We start from the raw sequence: 17,727 nt of genomic DNA, 5'->3' as shown, positions 1-17,727 counted from the left end.
ATCATGCCGGTCATGCAACCACCTCAAACGCCACAAGGCTGCACGAACACCAGTATCGAAGGTACGGTCAAACAAGCACCGCTGCCCAATCCTGATAACAAACCGTATCTGATGGAAAAAGCCAATTACGCATCGCGGTTTCCCAGATTAACGATAAAAAAAGCCAAAGATGGCGACTTCACCGGCATGGAGCTTAAACAGCTGGTAATGAGTGGATTGATTCGGGCAGATGAATACCGCTGGGAATTCAAATGGGATTACAAAGCTGAAGTCTGCTTCGACATGTCGTCCCTCCCCCCCAAACCATTCCTGAGTTCCTCATGGCTGGGCGACGACGTGAAGCCAGACCCCACGCGGCGCCATTCACTCTTTCCATTCCCTAAAGGTTCAGTCAAAGGATTATTACGGCGTCCCGACGTTATCATCGTCAAGACACGCAGCTTGCGTTGGCCGGGACAAGCTGGAACAGATCATCAAGGTGTTGCGCACCCGGATAATCTGGAAAGGCTAGTGGAAGTGAAGTTTCCCGGGGACGTCCTCGGTATGGCACAGCGAGAGGCTTATCTAGATATAGCAGGTGGCCCAAACCGTTTTTCTGTACTCGAAATCAATGATTGTCGAGATGACGGCGAGCGTGAACGCGACCGCGAATACAACAGACAACATAAGCCTACTGGTGAGTTCAACCCACAGCAATGGCCTGTTTTGCTGCCCCCGACCGGAGGCCCGGGGCAAGCCCCAAGACCCGCTCCGGTCCCTGTTCCCGCGTACGGCCCAACAGCGACACCCAGACCGGCGCGGGTCGAAAGCTGGACGCAACTTCAAGAGGCCGTTGAAGGGCTCTTGGAGCAAGGTGCTCAGGGCATTCGAAGGCTATCGCAAGAAATGCAACAACACCTCGAAGACGCCGCTACGTGGCTCGGAATCAAGGGTCAATGGATTAGACGTGAGTCTCAAAAAGCCTGGGAATGGGTCAGTGAAACAGGTGCGAAGATCGTTCGCTGGACGGATGAGCAACTCAGGGCTGCGTGGAAGGAAATTCAGCATTTCACCGACCTGACCTTGGAAAAGCTCAAGGAAATTGACTGGATGCAAGTATTGATTGACGTAGGAACAGTCGTTGCCACCGTTGTGGTGGCTTTTGCTATTGGAGCGGCACTGGTTGCTGCCGGTGTGCCTGCTGCTATCGTCGCAGCAATTTTGGTTATCGTTCGACTGGCTCAGCTTTCATGGGCCGTGCTAGCCACCATTTTGGGCGGCGCTGCTATCACTGCTGCGGCGACAGCCTGATAAAAGAGAGCTTTATGAATACATTGGAAAAACTGAGCGAACAAGCTCCAGACCTGACGTTTGAGCTACCCGATAACACCCCCGTTGTACGACTCGGGCTGATCGCAACCCTCTACTTCAAGGAAGGCTACTCGCTGCAAAGCAAGCGCAATGTCATGCAATGTTTCACCCGATTCAAGGAAGAGTTCGGCCAGCATCTGAAGGGACAGTTCGACGACCGCTACAAGAAGCTGACAGATTCCGGATTCAGCAAAACCCAGGAAAAAATCCGCGAGTCAGGGCCAAACGAACAATACGAATGGCACATCAGCAGCGCCGCAACGGCGAACGAAGCTGCTGCGTACAGCCTGTCCGCACTGAACTCGTTCGAGGTGCATGGCGATCAAAAACGCTCATACCTGAAGATGACATTGCCCTGGAGTTTCCTGAAAGAGCCCGATGGCGTCGCGCGCTTTGAAGAATGGCTGGTTTACTTGTGCGATCAGGTTGAAGCCGAACATGGCTACGGCGGACTCTCGAGCATACTGCCCTACGACTTCGATCGTTACATGCCCATGGAATTTCAACTGGCGCAGCAATATGTCGGTCTGGAAGTTGACTCAATGGTGCACAACTTCAAACGAGAACTGCTTGATCACATCAAAGGTGTCAACTGGTACACCATTGTAGGCACTCGATTTACCGTGCAACTGGGAGGTAAAGACGGATTACGCCACGCCTTAAGCGGACGTGGCGACGTCGAGATGCTGGATTATCAGGGCGGACTGATCATTCGCGCCGGCGCTTTACCCGAACTGGGCGCTATCCATGAACCTCTGCCCGTAACCTATGTAGCGGTGAACCGCGTATTGAAACAGCTTCGTAATCCAAAACCCGATCAACTGCACACTTATTCACCCTACGGTAACTGCTTCGAACAAGACAGTACCGAGCGCTGGTACGCGCGATTCGACCAAGACGATGCGCATTCGAAAACTCCAGCACGAATAGAGGCCGGTCAGCCTTGTAGCGCCGCGGGTTATTGGTTCAGCCCCGCACAGGCAAACTCCCGACGTTACTTCGACTTGGGGGAAATAATGCCTCGGTTCAGTGGCTCGAATTGGGGCGATACGCTTTGGTATTGGTCAGGTGAAGCGTGAGTGCAGGAATAAGAGCGAGCGAACGCCAATCCTTTTTCAGCAGACGCCACTACGCACACTTTCTCGGGGAACATGATGCTGTCGTGGAGTTCTTCAAGACCAATCGCTTCCAATCAGATTCTGACGACGAAGAAGCCAGCCTGCGCGCGGCATTCTTTCAGAGACTGGCGCTTGATAAGTTGCTTGCAACTTATACCGTTGGCGAGCCTATCGAAGCTCTCCTCCCGTTACTTGAAGACTTGCTCGATCAGTATGAACTGCGCCAGCAGAGGCTGGCCGCCTACGAAGATGTACCGCAAATCTCACCACTCGCCATTGATGATTGGCCAGATGAATACGAAGAAGCCGTTCAAGTGATCAGCCTGTGCATTCTGCTCGACCGCAAGGACCTGCTCATACGATTCGTTAAACTTCTGGACGACGCTGGTTACGCCGGTGACGACACGCTCTATGAAGATCTGCTGAAAAAAGTCCTGCCTGATCGGCAAGACGTTGATCAGTGGTATCACGACGTCTACACCCCTCTCGTACAGGCAATCTATGCCGACACCCGCGAAGAGGCGTCCCTGCTGCTCAAGGAGTATTGCCAGACTTGGTATCCAGCTTTCGAACAAGCGCCTTGGCACGATACGCACTTACAGGGCGACGACGGCAACTACGTCGGCTACTGGGCATTCGAAGCTGCGGCGATTGTCTTTCTGTATGGCTTGGATGATCGCCATGTCGATCACTGGGTTTACCCGAAAGATCTCGTCGAGTACGCGCGAAGTCGGTGAATCGATTGCACCGGAATTCGTATCCCCCAGCTGAGCTCAGCCGAGCAATCCGGTGCTCCTCAGCAGCTCCTGCAAGCCTTTTGGCACCAAGGGCGCCTGCTCGCTGAAGCTTGAGCTGTCATGCCAGCGCGCGGTGAAGGGCGCGCCGTCGCTTTCATGGCCATCGATCTGTGCGTGGTCGTATACGCCCTGATCGACAAACGTCGCGTCGTATACCTGGACAATTTCGTGTCCCGGTTTGCCGTTGTAAACGAAAAGACTTTCGAGTGTGCCGAGCAGACGCAGGTCCGTCATGGACAGCCCCAACTCCTCCTGCACTTCGCGCACAATGGTCTCGGCGCTCGTCTCGCCGAACTCGATACCGCCGCCGACGGGCCGAAAGCAGGTTTGCTCGCTGACCGGGTCACGAAATTCGTTAACCAGAATTTTGCCGTTGTGATGAAAAACGCAAAGTGCGAGTGCGCGAATACGGTGTTCGGCCATGACTGAAGTCCATTTACAGGTGTGGGAGCGCGGCATTTAAACATGCTTTGCGCGACACATCCGTGGACGTCACTGGAACAGGGTCGCCTCAGACCGGAGAAATCGTTGCGAGCAGGCCGATCAGAATGGTCAGTGTCAGAAAGCCACCCAGAAAAATCGCCATCTTGTTCATGTTGCTCTCCTCAATGCTGAGCTTGCGGTGCACTGGGCGCTTCGAAATGAAGGACTGCCGCGAGTGCCGAACCGTGGGGCTATTTTGAGCCGCTGACTGAGCCGGTAACAGAGGCAGATCCAGCGAAAAAATACGGATCAGATACGCATGGGCCATGGGCCGACATTCAGATCGCGGCACAAGGGTTCAATTTTGGCGTGGTTGATCTAGAGTCATTGCCGTCGCGACAACAACAAGAAAAACCTGGAGTGAACATGACCGACCTGAATCTGCAACCCAACGTCGCCGCATCGCTAGGCAAATGGCACGAAATGATCCGCACCGGCAACCTCAGCGCCCTGCCCGGCCTGCTCGACCCGCAAGCCGTGTTCCGCTCGCCGATGGCCCACACGCCTTACCCGGGTGCGCCGGTGGTGTCGATGATCCTCAATACCGTGTTTGAAGTGTTTGAAGACTTCACCTACCACCGCGAACTGGCGACTGCCGATGGCTTGAATGTGATTCTGGAGTTCAGCGCCAAGGTGGGTTCGAAGGAGCTGAAAGGTATCGACATGATTCGCTTTGACGAGAACGGCAAGATTGTCGAGTTTGAGGTGATGGTGCGGCCGCTCAGCGGTCTACAAGCCTTGGGCGAAGAGATGGGCCGGCGGCTCGGTGCTTATCTGGCGTCCGCCAAAGCCCTGTAGGAGCTGCCGCAGGCTGCGATCTTTTGATCTTGATCTTTCAAAAGCAAGATCAAGATCAAGATCAAAAGATCGCAGCTTCGTTTCACTCGACAGCTCCTACAAAACTATTTGCCATGAAAAAGCCCACTGACCGTCGCCGGTTCAGTGGGCTTTGTGTGTCAGGCGTTTAGTTACAGCGCCATGTCACGTGCAGCGTTTTCCTTCGGTGCTTCCGCTTTTCCAGCGGCAGGTGCAGCAGGAGCAGCAACCTGACCAATCACCGGAGGCGTCGGCAGTTCGAGGATTTTGGCGGTGTAAGCCCACTCCGCAGCCACTTTGGCTGGATCGCTGTTCAGCTGAGTGCCGTAGCTTGGCACGATCTGGTGCAGCTTGGCTTGCCACTCAGGGGTAGCCACTTTGTCTTTGAAGACTTTCTGCAGCACGCTCAGCATGATCGGTGCAGCGGTCGACGCGCCTGGCGATGCGCCCAGCAGGCCGGCGATGGAGCCGTCTTGTGCAGCAACGATTTCGGTGCCCAGTTTCAGCACGCCGCCAGCGGCTTCATCACGCTTGATGATTTGCACACGTTGGCCGGCTTGCCACAGGCGCCAGTCTTCGGCTTTGGCGTTCGGGAAGTATTCCTTCAGCGCGTTCAGACGGTCTTCATCCGACAGCATCAGCTGGCCAGCAAGGTACTCGACCAGCGGGTATTCCTTGATGCCGACCTTGGTCATAGGCCAGATGTTGTGGGTGGTGGTGCTGGTCAGCAGGTCCAGGTACGAGCCTTCTTTCAGGAACTTGGTGCTGAAGGTCGCGAATGGGCCAAACAGAATGACGCGCTTGCCGTCCAGGACACGGGTGTCCAGGTGCGGAACGGACATCGGTGGGGCGCCAACCGACGCTTTACCGTAGGCCTTGGCCAGGTGCTGTTCAGCGATGGCCGGGTTATCGGTCACCAGGAACGAGCCGCCTACCGGGAAGCCAGCGTATTCCTTGGCTTCAGGAATGCCCGACTTCTGCAGCAGGTGCAGTGCACCGCCGCCCGCGCCGATGAAGACGAACTTGGCGTCGGTTTCGGTTTTAGTGCCGTCTTTCAGGTTTTTGTAGCTGACGCGCCAAGTGCCATCGGCATTCTTGGTGATGTCCTGGACTTCGCTCGACAGTTTCAGATCGAAGTTAGGCTTGGTCTGCAGGTACGTGGCGAACTGGCGGGTGATTTCGCCGAAGTTCATGTCGGTACCCAGCGGGCTCCAGGTGGCCGCGATTTTCTGGTTCGGGTCACGCCCTTCCATCATCAGCGGGACCCACTTCTTGATCACAGCCGGGTCTTCGGAGTACTGCATGCCGGCGAACAGCGGGCTCGCTTGCAGGGCTTCGTAGCGCTTCTTCAGGAACTTGATGTTGTCATCGCCCCACACGAAGCTCATGTGCGGAGTGGTGTTGATGAACGAGCGAGGGTTCTTCAGAACGCCTTGCTGAACCTGCCAGGCCCAGAACTGACGGGAGACCTGGAACGCTTCGTTGATCTCGACGGCTTTCGGGATCGTCACGTTGCCTTTGTCGTCTTCCGGGGTGTAGTTCAGTTCGGCGAGCGCCGAGTGACCGGTACCGGCGTTGTTCCAGCCGTTGGAGCTTTCGAGGGCGACGCCGTCGAGGCGCTCGACCATTTCCATCGACCAGCTTGGCTCCAGCTCATTGATCCACACACCGAGGGTGGTGCTCATGATGCCGCCGCCGATCAGCAGGACGTCGACTTTCTTTGCTTCGTCAGCATTGGCGGATGTCATCCCCATCGCCAAAGCCAGACCCAGCAGGGCTGTGTTCACTTTTTTAAACATCTGTTGCACCTATGATAAAACGCCTTCCGCCCGCCGCTGTTATCAGTATGCGATCCGCTTTGATGACGCTCAGGCTAGCGTCGCAGATTCCGGCACACTTCAATTTTGACGGGTGGGCACACAAGGCCGACATGCTGCATCGACCTCAGTTAATGTCCCTTCTGAACTGACTTCTTATCATTATTGGCTCAGCTACTTGAGCGACAGGGATTCCGTCGGCCCGCCCAAAGGCAAGCAAACTGAATAAGGTCAAACCAAGTTGGCGCGAAGAATATCACGTCAGGGCAAACCCGCGCGTCTGTTCCCGACTTGAGAGTCTTTTTCCGCTCAGGACACTATCGGCCGACGAAGGCTGAACATGACCCCGACGATCATCGCGTTGAAGCAGTGCCTTATCTGAAAATAATCTGCTATGTTGTACGATGACTGACGAATCAGTCATCCCTCTATAACAACAAGGAAATACGTTCATGACCAAGACCCGACTGCTGATCGGTTTTCTCTGTGCCTTCAACGGTTACGCCATGGCCGCCCCTGCCCCGGCAGAAAAAGACGTCGCCCAAGCGGTAGACCTTCTGACCCAGGCGATGCTGCACAAGGACATCGCCGAACTGAACGCCCTCACCGCGCCCAACCTGACCTACGGTCATTCCAGCGGCAAGATTCAGGACAAGAAAGAGTTCATCGCCGACATCGAAACCGGCAAGAGCGCGTTCAAGACCCTGGAAATGCAGAATCAGACCATTACCCTGTCCGGCGAAACCGCGCTGGTGCGCCACCACTTTTCTGCTCAGGCGTTGAAGGGGACCGAGGTGGTGCCGACGGAGATCGAGAATTTTCAGATCTGGCAGAAGCAGCATGGCAAGTGGTTGCTGGTGGGGCGGCAGGCGTTCAAGTTTTGAGGGGAGCTATCTAGCCTGAATGAATATTGACCGGGCTGGCCTAATCGCGGGCAAGCCCGCTCCCACAGGGTTCGATGTTGTAAATGCAATTGTGTTTACACCACCGCCCATTGTGGGAGCTGGCTTGCCAGCGATGAGGCCAATTCAGACACCACAAGTGCAATTGTTCCAATCGCTATCACAACCGAAACCGATCCACCGACTGCGCCAACTGCCCCGCCAGGCTCGACAACTCATCGGTGGTATTGGCCGTTTGCCCGATCACCCGGCTATTGCCTTCGGACATTCCGGCAATCATTTCCACCTGATGGGCGATCTCGTTGCTGGCTTGGCTCTGCTCGCCAATCGTGCGGGTGATGTCGTTGACCAGTTGCGTTGTGCTCAGCGTAGCATCGAGAATTTCACGTATCGCCCGCTCGACATCCGCCGTCACCGCCATGCCCTTGTCGACCTGCGCGACCCCCGCCTCCATGCTGCTGACCGCCTCGCGGGTGCTGTGTTGAATGCGTGCAACCATCGCGGCGATTTCCTGGGTCGAGGCGCTGGTGCGCGCTGCCAGACTGCGCACTTCGTCAGCCACCACGGCGAAACCCCGGCCCTGCTCGCCGGCGCGGGCCGCTTCAATGGCGGCATTGAGCGCCAGCAGGTTGGTCTGATCGGCGATGCTCTTGATCACCTGAATGATGTTGAAAATGGCTTCGGATTCCTGATCCAGCGTACGAATCACCTGGGCCGACTGTTGTGCTGATCGCGCAATATCATCCATGTCGCTGACCACCTGATGAATGACACCGCCGCCCTCTTTCGCCAGGGTTTCGGCTTGACTGGCCATGCTCAGGGCGCGTTCGGCGTGGCGGGTGATTTCTTCGATGCTCGCGGTCATCTGGCTGGCGGCTGCGGCCATGGTGCCGGCGGCGACGCTTTGTTGCTGGCTGCTGTCGGCGACCTGATGGCAGCCCTGGCTGAGTTGTTCGCTCATGCCACTGACGCCATGAGCATTGCGCCGCACCACATCGATCATGTTGCGCAAATCGCGCTGCATGGTTGCCAGCGTCCGAATCAGAACACTGGCTTCGTCCTTGCCGGACGGCTCGGCGATCGGCTCGCTGAGGTTGCCATGGGCGATGCTCTCGGCGATGCGACTGGCGGTCTTCAACGGCCCCATGATGCTCAGAATCACCCAGCGCCCCTGAATCAACAGCAGCACAAGACTGGCGAGCAACACCACGCCGAGCGCGACATTGGCGCTGCGAATGGCTGATTCGGTAGCTGCGCTAGTCTGCCGCGTATTGGATTCGATCAACTCGCTCAACGCGGCCATTTGCTCTTCCAACTGGCCAAACGCCGTGTTGAAGGTGCCCAGTTCCTGTTGAGCGGCATCAGGATTGTCCAGCGCCAACCCGACAATCCGTTCGCCCGCGTTGATGTAGGTATCGAGGCTCGGTTTGATCTGCTCCAGCGCCGTGCGCAATGTCGGGTTGATCGGCAGCTTGAGATTCTCCTCGAGCACCTCACGAAAATGCCCGGCATGCTCGTTGATCGAATCGCGCACCTCGCTTGCCGTGCTGGTGCTCTTGCCCAACCCCACCAGCATCGCCGAGTAGACATCGGCGCGCAGGGTGTCGTGCATCATGTCGGCTTCCATGTGGTTGCGCAGCGCGCTCATGCTGACCGCGTTATCGCTCACCGCCGAGGCCATCCGCTGGTTGCCGACGTAACTGACCAGACTCACGATCAACGCCGTCAGCAGACTTGTCACAATCAGCAACACTAAACGCAGTTTGATCGACACCGGCTTTTCCTCTCTCGTTACGCCCGTAAGCGCTTGTCAGCCTTCAGTTAAGCCTATTTGCGCAGGTCTGCCGCGCCAGAGCGTGTCGGCAGGTGTCGGCATGCTGGCCAAAGGCAGCAAAACTTTCGGATTGCGCGGCAAGTCTCACTTTTCAACGCGCACGGCCAACGCCTTCATCACCGGTTAATGCCTGCAGGCTATTGAGTCCGTCGTTCTGAATTCTCATGCAGCAAAAGGAAACGCTATGAAACGCGCATTGTGGTTGGGTTTGCTCGGCTCCTTCGCCATCAGTACCGCACAAGCGGCGACGGAAAAAGTCACCATCAATCTGGTCAGCGCCGACGGCGCGCCGCAAGCGATCGGCTCGGTCACTATCAGTGAGACGGCGTATGGCCTGTTGTTCACGCCCGATCTGAAATCCTTGCCGGCCGGCGTTCACGGTTTCCACGTGCATGAAAACGGTAGCTGTGAAGCCGGCATGAAGGACGGCGTGAAAGGCGCCGCACTGGCCGCGGGCGGACACTTCGATCCGCAAAAAACCGGCAAGCATCTCGGCCCTTACGCTGACGGTCATTTGGGTGATCTGCCAGCGGTTTACGTGAGCGCTGACGGCATCGCCAACTACCCGGTATTGGCGCCGCGCCTGAAAAACATCTCCGAGATCAAGGGCCACGCGCTGATGATCCACGCCGGGGGCGACAACCACGCCGACATGCCGAAACCGCTGGGCGGTGGCGGCGATCGCATGGCCTGCGGGGTGATCTGACTCACCGCAGCTTGAAAGTCGGGCAACCCGCCATGGCGTTGCCCGCGTCTATTTTGCAATAACGCAGACTTTGCTGCGCCACGGAACTCCCGCCGCGTGCGCCCCTCTCACATTATGTAATCCTTCCCTTTTTGCTTCACGCTTGTGGAGGAACACCGTCATGCGCAAGTTAGTGCTCATTTCTTCCTTACTCTTATGCCTGCCTGTCGGTTCGGCGTTGGCCCGTGTTGATGCGGGCGATGTCGCCACCTCGGCCGGTGTCTCCGCGTCGCTGTACTCGACCTTCAAGGATCACAAAATGGTGATTCCGGCCCGTGACGACTTGTCTGCATTTGTCGCCAGTGGCGGGGCCATTCGTGGGGTTTATCTTGAATCGGTACTGCAGCAGGCTCGCCAGGACAATCCTGGCCTCAACGCCAGCGATGAAGATCTGGCCAACGCGATTCTGGTGCATTACGAAGGCCTGAATCAGTAGCCGTCACGGAAAAAGCAGCCGATGGATGGCCGCTGAAGGCGCATAGGCAAAACTGTCCGACGGCCTCTATGATGGAGGCCATGACGACTTCTGTGCCCTTGCGCTCCCCCTGCCCGCCCGGCGCCTGCATTTGCGGGCGCGATCCGTTGCTGGAGACGCCCGGCGCGGATTTGCGCATCCTGCGCCTGACCCGAGAGGAAGAAAAACGCCTGCTCGCGCGCCTCGAAATGCTCAAAGACCTGAATGACCTCAAACATCTGCAACAGCGGATGTTCGAGCAACTGGGCATTCGTGTCGATGTCGCCCCCGGTTTCAACGAAGTGCGCACCATGCGTGGCATCGCCATTCAGATCGGCGAGTTACCGGGCCTGTGCCGCAAAACTCGCGCAGCAATTCCCGCGGCCATCCGTCGCGGCCTGGAAAACCACCCGGAAATCGCCTTCGAATTGCTCAACGCCCACGACTTGCTGCGCGACACCTGATCACTTTTTCAGCCCAAGGCGTTTGCGCATCTCGGCGGTGATGCTCTGGCGGGTTTTCTTCATGTCAGCCCACGGCGCGTCACCGACTTCGGCCAGCCGCTCATGAACGTTATGCACGTTCCACTGATTGCCGCCCTTGATCTCGGCGACCTCTTCGCGAAACAGCGGCACCGACACCGGCAAACCTTCGCGGGTACGCGCGGCGTAAGCGCAAATGGTGGTGGCGCCCAGACCGTTGCGCAGGTAATCGATAAAGATCCGCCCGACGCGATTTTTCGGCCCCGACACCGCAGAAAAGCGGTCCGGCAACAGTTTGGCAATATGACTGACGATGGCGTGGCTGAAATCCTTGACCTCGTCCCAGCCAAGTTTGCGGGTCAGCGGCACCACCAGATGAATACCCTTGCCGCCGCTGGTTTTGAGAAACGCCTTGAGGCCCAGTTCATCGAGCACGGTCAATGTCAGCGCCGTCGCTTCGACCATGCTTTTCCACGGCAGCGCCGGATCCGGGTCGAGGTCGAGGACGAAGCGATCGGGCTTGTCCAGATCGACCGTGGTTGCGTTCCAGGTGTGCAGTTCGACGGTGCTCATCTGCACCGCGCCGATCAGCGCTTCGGCGTTGTTGATCAGCATCACCGGTTGTCCGGTGACGTCCTTGTCCAGCGTGGTGATGCCGGGGATCGCCAGGCGTTCGGCATTTTTCTGGAAGAACAATTCGCCGGCAATGCCGTCCGGCGCGCGCACCAGGGCCACCGGGCGATCCTTGAGTTGCGGCAGAACCCATTCGGCGACGCTGGCGTAATACTCGGCCAGTTGCATCTTGGTCGTGCCGCTGACCGCATCGATCACCCGGTCCGGGTGCGTGATGCGCACCTTGCCGTTGGCTAGCCCGAGCTGTGACGGCGCGGTGTCGGCATTGCTCGCCGGGGCTTTTTTCGGCGTTTTCTTGCTGGCGGTTTTCTTCTCTGCAGTCTTCACCGGTTTCGCTCGCTCCTCAGTGATGGCTTTGGCCGGTTTGTCATTGCGCAAGCCATGGAACACGGCGTGGCGCACCGAACCGTCCTTGGTCATTTCAGCAAACGCGACTTCCGCCAGCAGTTTCGGCTTGAGCCAGTGCACGCCTTTGGCCTCGAAGCCGCTGGGTGGGTTGACCACCGCTGCCTTCTTCGCCTGCAACGGTTTGAGCTGCTCCAGAATGCTTTTCAACGTCGACTCGTTGAAGCCCGTGCCGACCTTGCCGGCGTAGCGCAACTCGCCACTGTCGCGATCATGCAGCCCCAGCAGCAAGGCGCCGAAAGCACTGCGCGCGCCTTTCGGATCGGTGTACCCAACGATCACGAACTCCTGACGGTGCTTGCACTTGAGCTTGATCCAGTCGCCACTGCGCCGCGACACATACGGCGAGCCAAGGCGTTTGCCAATCAGGCCTTCCATCTGCATCTGGCAGGCACTGTTCAGCAGTGCATCGGGGGTTTCGTCGAAGGCTTCGGAGAAGCGCAACAAGGGGTGTTCATGATTGCCGAGCACCGTGGCCAACGCGGCGCGGCGCTCTTCGACCGGCACTTCACGCAGGTCAACACCGTTGAGATACGGCAGGTCGAACAGGTAGTAGAGAATATTGCCGCTGCTTCCAGCTTCAAAAGCATTTTGCAGGGCCTGAAAGTCCGGCACGCCGTGCTCATTGGCGACCACCATTTCACCGTCGAGCCATGCTGACTCCAATCCCAGCGCGGCCAGGGCGGCGGCCTGTTGCGGCAACTTGTGCGTCCAGTCATGACCGTTGCGAGTGAACAGTTGCACCTGATCATGATCGATGCGCGCCATGATCCGGTAACCGTCGAATTTGATCTCGTAACTCCACTGCCCTTCGGGCGCACTGTCGACCAGTGTCGCCAGTTCCGGCTTGAGTTGCGTCGGCAGTTTGGCCTTGTGCGCCCCCGTCAGCTTGCCGGTGGCGGTTTTGCGCGTCTTCGCCGCGGGCTTTTTCAGCGGTTTGCTGTGCTCGGCGGCCAGCTTGGGCTTGCTCACGAGCGTGCGTTCGCTCAACACACTGTCCGGCTCGGCCACCAGCACGTCGTAGTCATCCTGCGGCCGCGCAGCAGCGTCCTGATGCTTGATCAAAAACCATTGTTCCTTCTTGCCCGGCATGTGCGTGCGCACCAGATTCCAGATACCGGCAAGCTTCTCGCCTTGCAGTTCGAACTTGAGCTTGCCCTTTTCGTAGGCCTTGTGCGCATCCTCCAACGGAATCCACACGCCACGATCCCAGACGATCACATCACCGGCGCCGTAATGCCCTTCCGGAATGTTGCCCTCGAATGTTGCGTAATCCAGCGGATGATCCTCGACATGCACCGCCAGACGCTTGACCTTGGGATCGAGTGACGGCCCTTTCGGCACCGCCCAACTCTTCAGTGCGCCATCGAGCTCCAGGCGAAAGTCGTAATGCAGGTGCGAGGCATCGTGCTTCTGGATGCAGAACTGCAACGCGTGATCGGCGCCGGTTTTACGCCCTGAGCGCTTGACGGCGGCCGGTTCCGACGTCGCCGAAAAATCGCGCATGCGGTTGTAGTCGTCGAGGTTCCTGTTCATCGTGCACCTGCCTTGTTTCAGCCCAGTCGGGTCACGGTCAGCGCCACCACTGCGATGCGATCGACCCGTTGATAACCGGGGTTGAGCAATTCTTCGCCAAAGACATCCGGATCGAGTTCACGGTACGTCCAGCCAAAGCGCTGCTCGTCCAGTCGTGGCAGCACGGTGTCGAGAAACGGGTCGCGACCATCGACCATCGCCACACCGGTGTAGAGCAGCAGCGAGCCGCCGGGAGCCAGTCGATTCAGTGCCTGTTCGACGATGCGCAACGACAGCCCTGCCCCCAGCGTTCCGCCACCATGGCGATAAGCGCGTTCCGCCGGGTCGGCCATGTATGGCGGGTTGGCGACAATCAGGTCGAACTCGCCGTCGACGCCCTGCAACAGATCACTGGCGCGCACTTCGACGTTGGCCACTTCCGCCAGTGCCGCATTGATCGCGGTCAGACGCAGCGCCGCAGGGTTGATATCCAGCGCCAGCACCTGCGCCTCGCGGCGGGCGCGGCCGATCAAAATCGCACCGACGCCAGCGCCACAACCGATGTCCACCGCGCGATGGATTGGCGCAAAGTTCTGCTGCAGGTGGGCGTGGATCAGTTGCGCAAAACGGTAGGTGTCGGGGCCGAAAAACACCGCATCCGCCGCTTCGGTGGGGAATGCCGAATGCACGAACAGCAAATCATCCAGGCTCGACCAGCGCACCCGACTCTTCAGCTGGCCTTCGTAACTATCAATGACCTGCGCGTCTTGCAGTTGCCGCTGTTCATCGGCCGACAACAACCCCGGCGCGAACGGACGCGACCAACCGAACACGTCGCGCAAAGAGTCGGCCATCTGGCCCTCGTCACGCTGGTTGACCCGTTGATGGGTCAACGGCGTCGGAGTGGTGAACCGATATCCGTCTGCCAACAAGCGCCGGCCAAGGTGCAGCAGCACGAGGTCGTTGGGGCAGAGTTGTTCTTCCTGATTCATCGGCAAGGTCCTTAAGGCAAGCGGGATTTGAGTTCGATAAAACGGCGGGTGGCGAGCAGCCCGGCGGGATGTCCATGCCGGGCTGGGGCGAGCCAGGGGATCAGAACTGCCATCTGCGACAAGGCATCCTGACCTTGCAGCGCCGCGTTGAGCGCCTGGATGTCGGGATCCTGTTCAAGCCCTTCGATGGGCGCTGCGGTTTGACTGTGCCGTCGAACAGGTTTCGCTTGGTCTGACGACGTCCAGTCGCCGGCGATCCAGTCGTGCACCAGTTGTTTCTCGTAGGCATTGAACACGCCAAACATCGCCGCACCATCACCCGCGATCAGTTGCCAAAAGCGACTGGCCTGCGGGTCTTCATGGCGTTTGATCCAGCCTTTGTTCTGCAATGCCTGGAGGAACCCGGGCAATTGCTCCGGTGCGGCCAGCCACTGATTGACGGTCTGCCCTTCGAAGCGGCAGTAATCGGAGTGCATGTGCTGGGCGAAGGGACACTTGCGCTCGAGCATCGCCAGTAACTCGCGCTCAAGGTCGAAGCCTTCAATGATCGCGCGACTGCCCTGCCCGAGGTCGTTGAGCCGATAACCCAACGAGACCCGGCGCAAGAACTCCGTGCGATCAGCCTCGAGGGGCATTAAATCAAGCGCCGCCTGTACAGCTTTTTGCGCATGGCCGGTGCTGGCGTTGTCGATCGTCACATGCAGGGTGAAGTAGTAGGGATCGATGCCTAACTCACTGAGTTCGTAACTGCTGATCAACAGGTGCAACGGCAGTTGTTCATAGCCGAGGTTGTAGCCGATCACTTCGGGCAAATAATCAGTACCGCAGATGCCGAGTGCCAGTTGTATCGCGCCTTGCAGGTAGCGTTCATCGTCGATGGCACTGCCATCCTGCAAATCGTGTTCGGCGAGCAGTTTGCGGTAAATCACCACATGATTTTGCGCCGGATTGCCTTCGCCCAGCTCTTCCAGAAAGGTGCGCAGCAGGCCCTGGAAACGCGGGTCCTGCCAGCGCGGTAACAGGCCAGAAAGCCAGGCGCCGTCGACCAGTTTGGTCGGTGCCACCGCTTGCAGAAAATACAGTGCCTGCGCCTTGCCGCGGAAGAATTGCCGAGGCCCGCCGGCCTTGCGTTGTTGCAGGTAGTCGGCGTATCGCCGGGCCACATCGGCGCAATGCTCGGCGACCCAAACGTGCCACGTCGTCGGATCTTCGGGCAGGGAATCGGTGAGTTGCGCGGCGAGTTGCAGTTGCTCCTGCAAAAACGCCCGCGCAAGGTCCTGGCAATCGTCATCGCGCAACAGCGTTTCATAGACTTGCCGGATGTTCCCGGCGGCGTTCATCGCATGCGGTTGGCCAGGCGCAGCTTGCAGGTGTGTCAGGACAGTCATGGCAAAGTTCTCGGTCGGTTGGCAGGACGCTGTTCCACACGCCTCTACAGCAGCAGAGAGGCGGCGCCTGCGAAAAATTCAATCGACGTGAAAATTGCCCGGACGGACGGCGAAGCAGCTCCGTGACGGAGCTGCTGATGGCGATGATTATTTGACGTTACTTCAGGCCTGACCTTTGGCCTGCTGTTCCAGATGCACCTGCAAATCCGGGTCGATCTGCAAGGCTGCTGCCAGCTCGTCCAGATAACTGCGCTCCGCGTCCCGCTGGTCATCCACGAGGATCACGCTGACCAGATACATCTCAGCGGCCATGGCCGGATCGCCTTTGGCCGCCTGCGCGACTTCGTTGGCGTCCAGCGGTTTCGAGACTTCGTCCTCAAACCATTGCTGCAATAGTGGGTCGTCGGTGTGTTTGCTGATTTCCCCACTGATCATCTGTTGTTCCCGGGCGTCGATCTCACCGTCAGCCTTGGCCGCCGCAATCAACGCGCGCAACACAGCATGGCTGTGCTCCTCGACTTCCGGACCGGCAAGGAGATTCGCCGTCTGCGGGATCTGTTGCGGTGCCGAACTGGCCTGGCTGCGTTGCCAGGCCTGATACGCCTGGAACGCCATCATGCCCAACGACGCCAGCGCCGCATAATTGCTCCCGCCGGAGCGGCTTTGCGTGCTGCCACCGCCACCCAGTGCCCCACCCAATGCGCCGCCCAGACCGCCACCGGCACCGCCGCCGAGCAAACCACCGAGCAAACCACCTAATCCGCCCAGCCCCCCGGCTGCAGAGCCACCACGTGTGCCGGTGGAATCCGCGCCGCCGAGCAGTCCACCCAGCAACCCGCCTAAACCACCCAAACCATCGCCGGCAGACGCTGAAGATTGTTGTCCCGCCGAGGCCTGGCCTCGCAGCAGTTGTTCAAGCAAATCGCTGGTGTTCATGACGTCATCCTCAAGCGTTGACAGTGACTGCGTCTGGCAACGATAGCCCCCTCAAGCCATAGCGCCAGCACCGTTTGGCTGACACTCAAGCGCCTGGCGGATTTCGCCCGCGTATTTTTTCGCCGGCCAGCTAAGATTGATCAATGGTGAACCTTATCCCGGCCAGACCGGTCGATAGCTGCAACCCCGACCCGGTTTGCCGGCGCCCTGCTACTCAAGGGTGATACCCGGCTTGCTTCACTTTCTGGAGAACGCCCCCGTGATATCGACCGTACACATCGCCAGGCTCAAAGCATGGGGCGCCCATGGTTTTACTGCGACTGGCGTGGTCACTGCCTTTCTGGCCACCCTCGCCTTATTGGAAAACCAGCCGACCCATTGTCTGATGTGGCTGGGCGTGGCGCTGATTGTCGACGGCCTCGACGGCGCACTGGCGCGCAAGGTCAACGTGCAATCAGTGCTACCGAGCTTCGATGGTTCGATCCTTGATCTGGTGATCGATTACCTGACATATGTATTCATTCCGGCATTGTTCATCTATCGCTACATTCCGCTGCCGGACTACACCCTGCTGCTGACCGTGTCGCTGATTCTGGTGTCGTCGCTGTTCTGCTTCTGCAACGTCAACATGAAGAGCAAGGACAACTACTTTGTCGGGTTTCCGGCAGCGTGGAATGTCGTCGCGCTGTGCCTGTACATCATCGGGCCGGGGCCGTGGATCACTTTTCTGACGGTGATTGGTCTGGCGCTGTTGACCGTGACGCGGATGAAGTTTTTGCACCCGTTCCGCGTGCGCAGGTTCATGCCGATCAACATTGCGGTGACAGCAATCTGGCTGCTGTGCAGCCTGTCGCTGGTGCTCAACCACCCGGTGATCAACCCGTTGGTGATGGGCTTGTGGTTATTGATGTCGGCGTACTTTCTGGGGATCTGCATCTGGCGTACGGCGCTGGAATGGTTTGATCGGCCGCAGGTGAAATAGACCCCAGAGCCAAACACACATCCATTGTAGGAGTGAGCCTGCTCGCGATAGCGGTGTATCAGTCGAAAAATATTCAGC

At 58.3% G+C, this 17,727-nt stretch carries 17 protein-coding genes and 1 pseudogene; 9 read left to right on the top strand and 9 right to left on the bottom strand.

Annotated elements, in window-relative coordinates; translation table 11 throughout:
• The first annotated feature begins 3 nt into the window (after positions 1-3).
• The 3 genes from AC3IUF_RS11365 to AC3IUF_RS11355 all read left to right on the top strand — a co-directional run bounded on the left by AC3IUF_RS11365 (position 4) and on the right by AC3IUF_RS11355 (position 3,205).
• The gene (locus AC3IUF_RS11365) at positions 4-1,290 is read left to right on the top strand and encodes a VRR-NUC domain-containing protein (RefSeq protein ID WP_007919616.1); all 1,287 of its coding nucleotides are present in this window, start codon (positions 4-6) and stop codon (positions 1,288-1,290) included.
• Between the two features lie 14 nt (positions 1,291-1,304).
• Positions 1,305-2,429: a type VI immunity family protein gene (locus AC3IUF_RS11360; RefSeq protein ID WP_489281052.1), complete on the top strand. Its 1,125-nt coding sequence runs from the start codon at positions 1,305-1,307 to the stop codon at positions 2,427-2,429.
• Between the two features lie 83 nt (positions 2,430-2,512).
• The gene (locus AC3IUF_RS11355; RefSeq protein WP_416221711.1) at positions 2,513-3,205 is read left to right on the top strand and encodes a PoNe immunity protein domain-containing protein; all 693 of its coding nucleotides are present in this window, start codon (positions 2,513-2,515) and stop codon (positions 3,203-3,205) included.
• Between the two features lie 36 nt (positions 3,206-3,241).
• Here AC3IUF_RS11355 and AC3IUF_RS11350 read toward each other — a convergent pair whose 3' ends face one another.
• Together AC3IUF_RS11350 and AC3IUF_RS11345 are read right to left on the bottom strand one after the other, a co-directional pair.
• Positions 3,242-3,688, bottom strand: a complete 447-nt coding sequence (locus AC3IUF_RS11350; protein ID WP_463542812.1) for an NUDIX hydrolase — start codon at positions 3,686-3,688, stop codon at positions 3,242-3,244.
• A gap of 88 nt (positions 3,689-3,776) precedes the next feature.
• Positions 3,777-4,016: a hypothetical protein gene (locus AC3IUF_RS11345; RefSeq protein ID WP_007919609.1), complete on the bottom strand. Its 240-nt coding sequence runs from the start codon at positions 4,014-4,016 to the stop codon at positions 3,777-3,779.
• Between the two features lie 98 nt (positions 4,017-4,114).
• On the opposite strand from AC3IUF_RS11345, the gene AC3IUF_RS11340 reads away from it, so the two are divergent.
• Positions 4,115-4,546, top strand: coding sequence for a nuclear transport factor 2 family protein (locus AC3IUF_RS11340; protein WP_007919607.1), 432 nt, complete (start codon positions 4,115-4,117; stop codon positions 4,544-4,546).
• A gap of 170 nt (positions 4,547-4,716) precedes the next feature.
• Here the strand turns inward: AC3IUF_RS11340 and mqo are convergent, their stop codons facing one another.
• On the bottom strand, positions 4,717-6,363 hold the full coding sequence (gene mqo / locus AC3IUF_RS11335) for a malate dehydrogenase (quinone) (RefSeq protein WP_007919606.1): 1,647 nt from the start codon (positions 6,361-6,363) through the stop codon (positions 4,717-4,719).
• 470 nt (positions 6,364-6,833) lie between these two features.
• Between mqo and AC3IUF_RS11330 the strand changes: the two genes are divergently transcribed.
• Positions 6,834-7,265, top strand: a complete 432-nt coding sequence (locus tag AC3IUF_RS11330) for a nuclear transport factor 2 family protein (protein WP_489281051.1) — start codon at positions 6,834-6,836, stop codon at positions 7,263-7,265.
• Positions 7,266-7,443: 178 nt separating this feature from the next.
• Here the strand turns inward: AC3IUF_RS11330 and AC3IUF_RS11325 are convergent, their stop codons facing one another.
• Entirely contained in the window at positions 7,444-8,169 is a 726-nt protein-coding gene (locus AC3IUF_RS11325; RefSeq protein WP_443200748.1) for a methyl-accepting chemotaxis protein, read from the bottom strand.
• Positions 8,170-8,301: 132 nt separating this feature from the next.
• Positions 8,302-9,057: pseudogene (locus tag AC3IUF_RS11320) on the bottom strand (MCP four helix bundle domain-containing protein); the annotation flags it as partial.
• Between the two features lie 244 nt (positions 9,058-9,301).
• Between AC3IUF_RS11320 and sodC the strand changes: the two are divergent.
• The 3 genes from sodC to AC3IUF_RS11305 all read left to right on the top strand — a co-directional run bounded on the left by sodC (position 9,302) and on the right by AC3IUF_RS11305 (position 10,780).
• Complete coding sequence (sodC, locus tag AC3IUF_RS11315; RefSeq protein ID WP_123374893.1) at positions 9,302-9,823, top strand: superoxide dismutase family protein; 522 nt, start codon at positions 9,302-9,304, stop codon at positions 9,821-9,823.
• A 160-nt stretch (positions 9,824-9,983) separates the two neighbouring features.
• Positions 9,984-10,298, top strand: coding sequence for a DUF2388 domain-containing protein (locus AC3IUF_RS11310; RefSeq protein ID WP_007919602.1), 315 nt, complete (start codon positions 9,984-9,986; stop codon positions 10,296-10,298).
• Between the two features lie 80 nt (positions 10,299-10,378).
• Positions 10,379-10,780, top strand: coding sequence for a hypothetical protein (locus AC3IUF_RS11305; protein ID WP_176472264.1), 402 nt, complete (start codon positions 10,379-10,381; stop codon positions 10,778-10,780).
• On the opposite strand, the gene ligD is transcribed toward AC3IUF_RS11305, so the two are convergent.
• From ligD to AC3IUF_RS11285, 4 genes are all read right to left on the bottom strand, one after another.
• A complete protein-coding gene (ligD, locus tag AC3IUF_RS11300) occupies positions 10,781-13,372 on the bottom strand; it encodes a DNA ligase D (RefSeq protein ID WP_489281050.1) in 2,592 nt (863 codons plus the stop codon).
• Positions 13,373-13,389: 17 nt separating this feature from the next.
• Entirely contained in the window at positions 13,390-14,343 is a 954-nt protein-coding gene (locus AC3IUF_RS11295) for a methyltransferase (protein ID WP_095111574.1), read from the bottom strand.
• An 11-nt stretch (positions 14,344-14,354) separates the two neighbouring features.
• A complete protein-coding gene (locus AC3IUF_RS11290) occupies positions 14,355-15,731 on the bottom strand; it encodes an iron-containing redox enzyme family protein (RefSeq protein WP_489281049.1) in 1,377 nt (458 codons plus the stop codon).
• 162 nt (positions 15,732-15,893) lie between these two features.
• Positions 15,894-16,667: a tellurite resistance TerB family protein gene (locus AC3IUF_RS11285; RefSeq protein ID WP_489281048.1), complete on the bottom strand. Its 774-nt coding sequence runs from the start codon at positions 16,665-16,667 to the stop codon at positions 15,894-15,896.
• Positions 16,668-16,926: 259 nt separating this feature from the next.
• On the opposite strand from AC3IUF_RS11285, the gene pcsA reads away from it, so the two are divergent.
• Positions 16,927-17,649: a phosphatidylcholine synthase gene (pcsA, locus tag AC3IUF_RS11280; protein ID WP_007919592.1), complete on the top strand. Its 723-nt coding sequence runs from the start codon at positions 16,927-16,929 to the stop codon at positions 17,647-17,649.
• Positions 17,650-17,727 lie beyond the last annotated feature (78 nt).

Source organism: Pseudomonas sp. KH_040, from assembly GCF_057839305.1.
The sequence above is the reverse complement of the archived record's forward strand: the minus strand, read 5'-3'. Positions and strand labels throughout refer to the sequence as shown.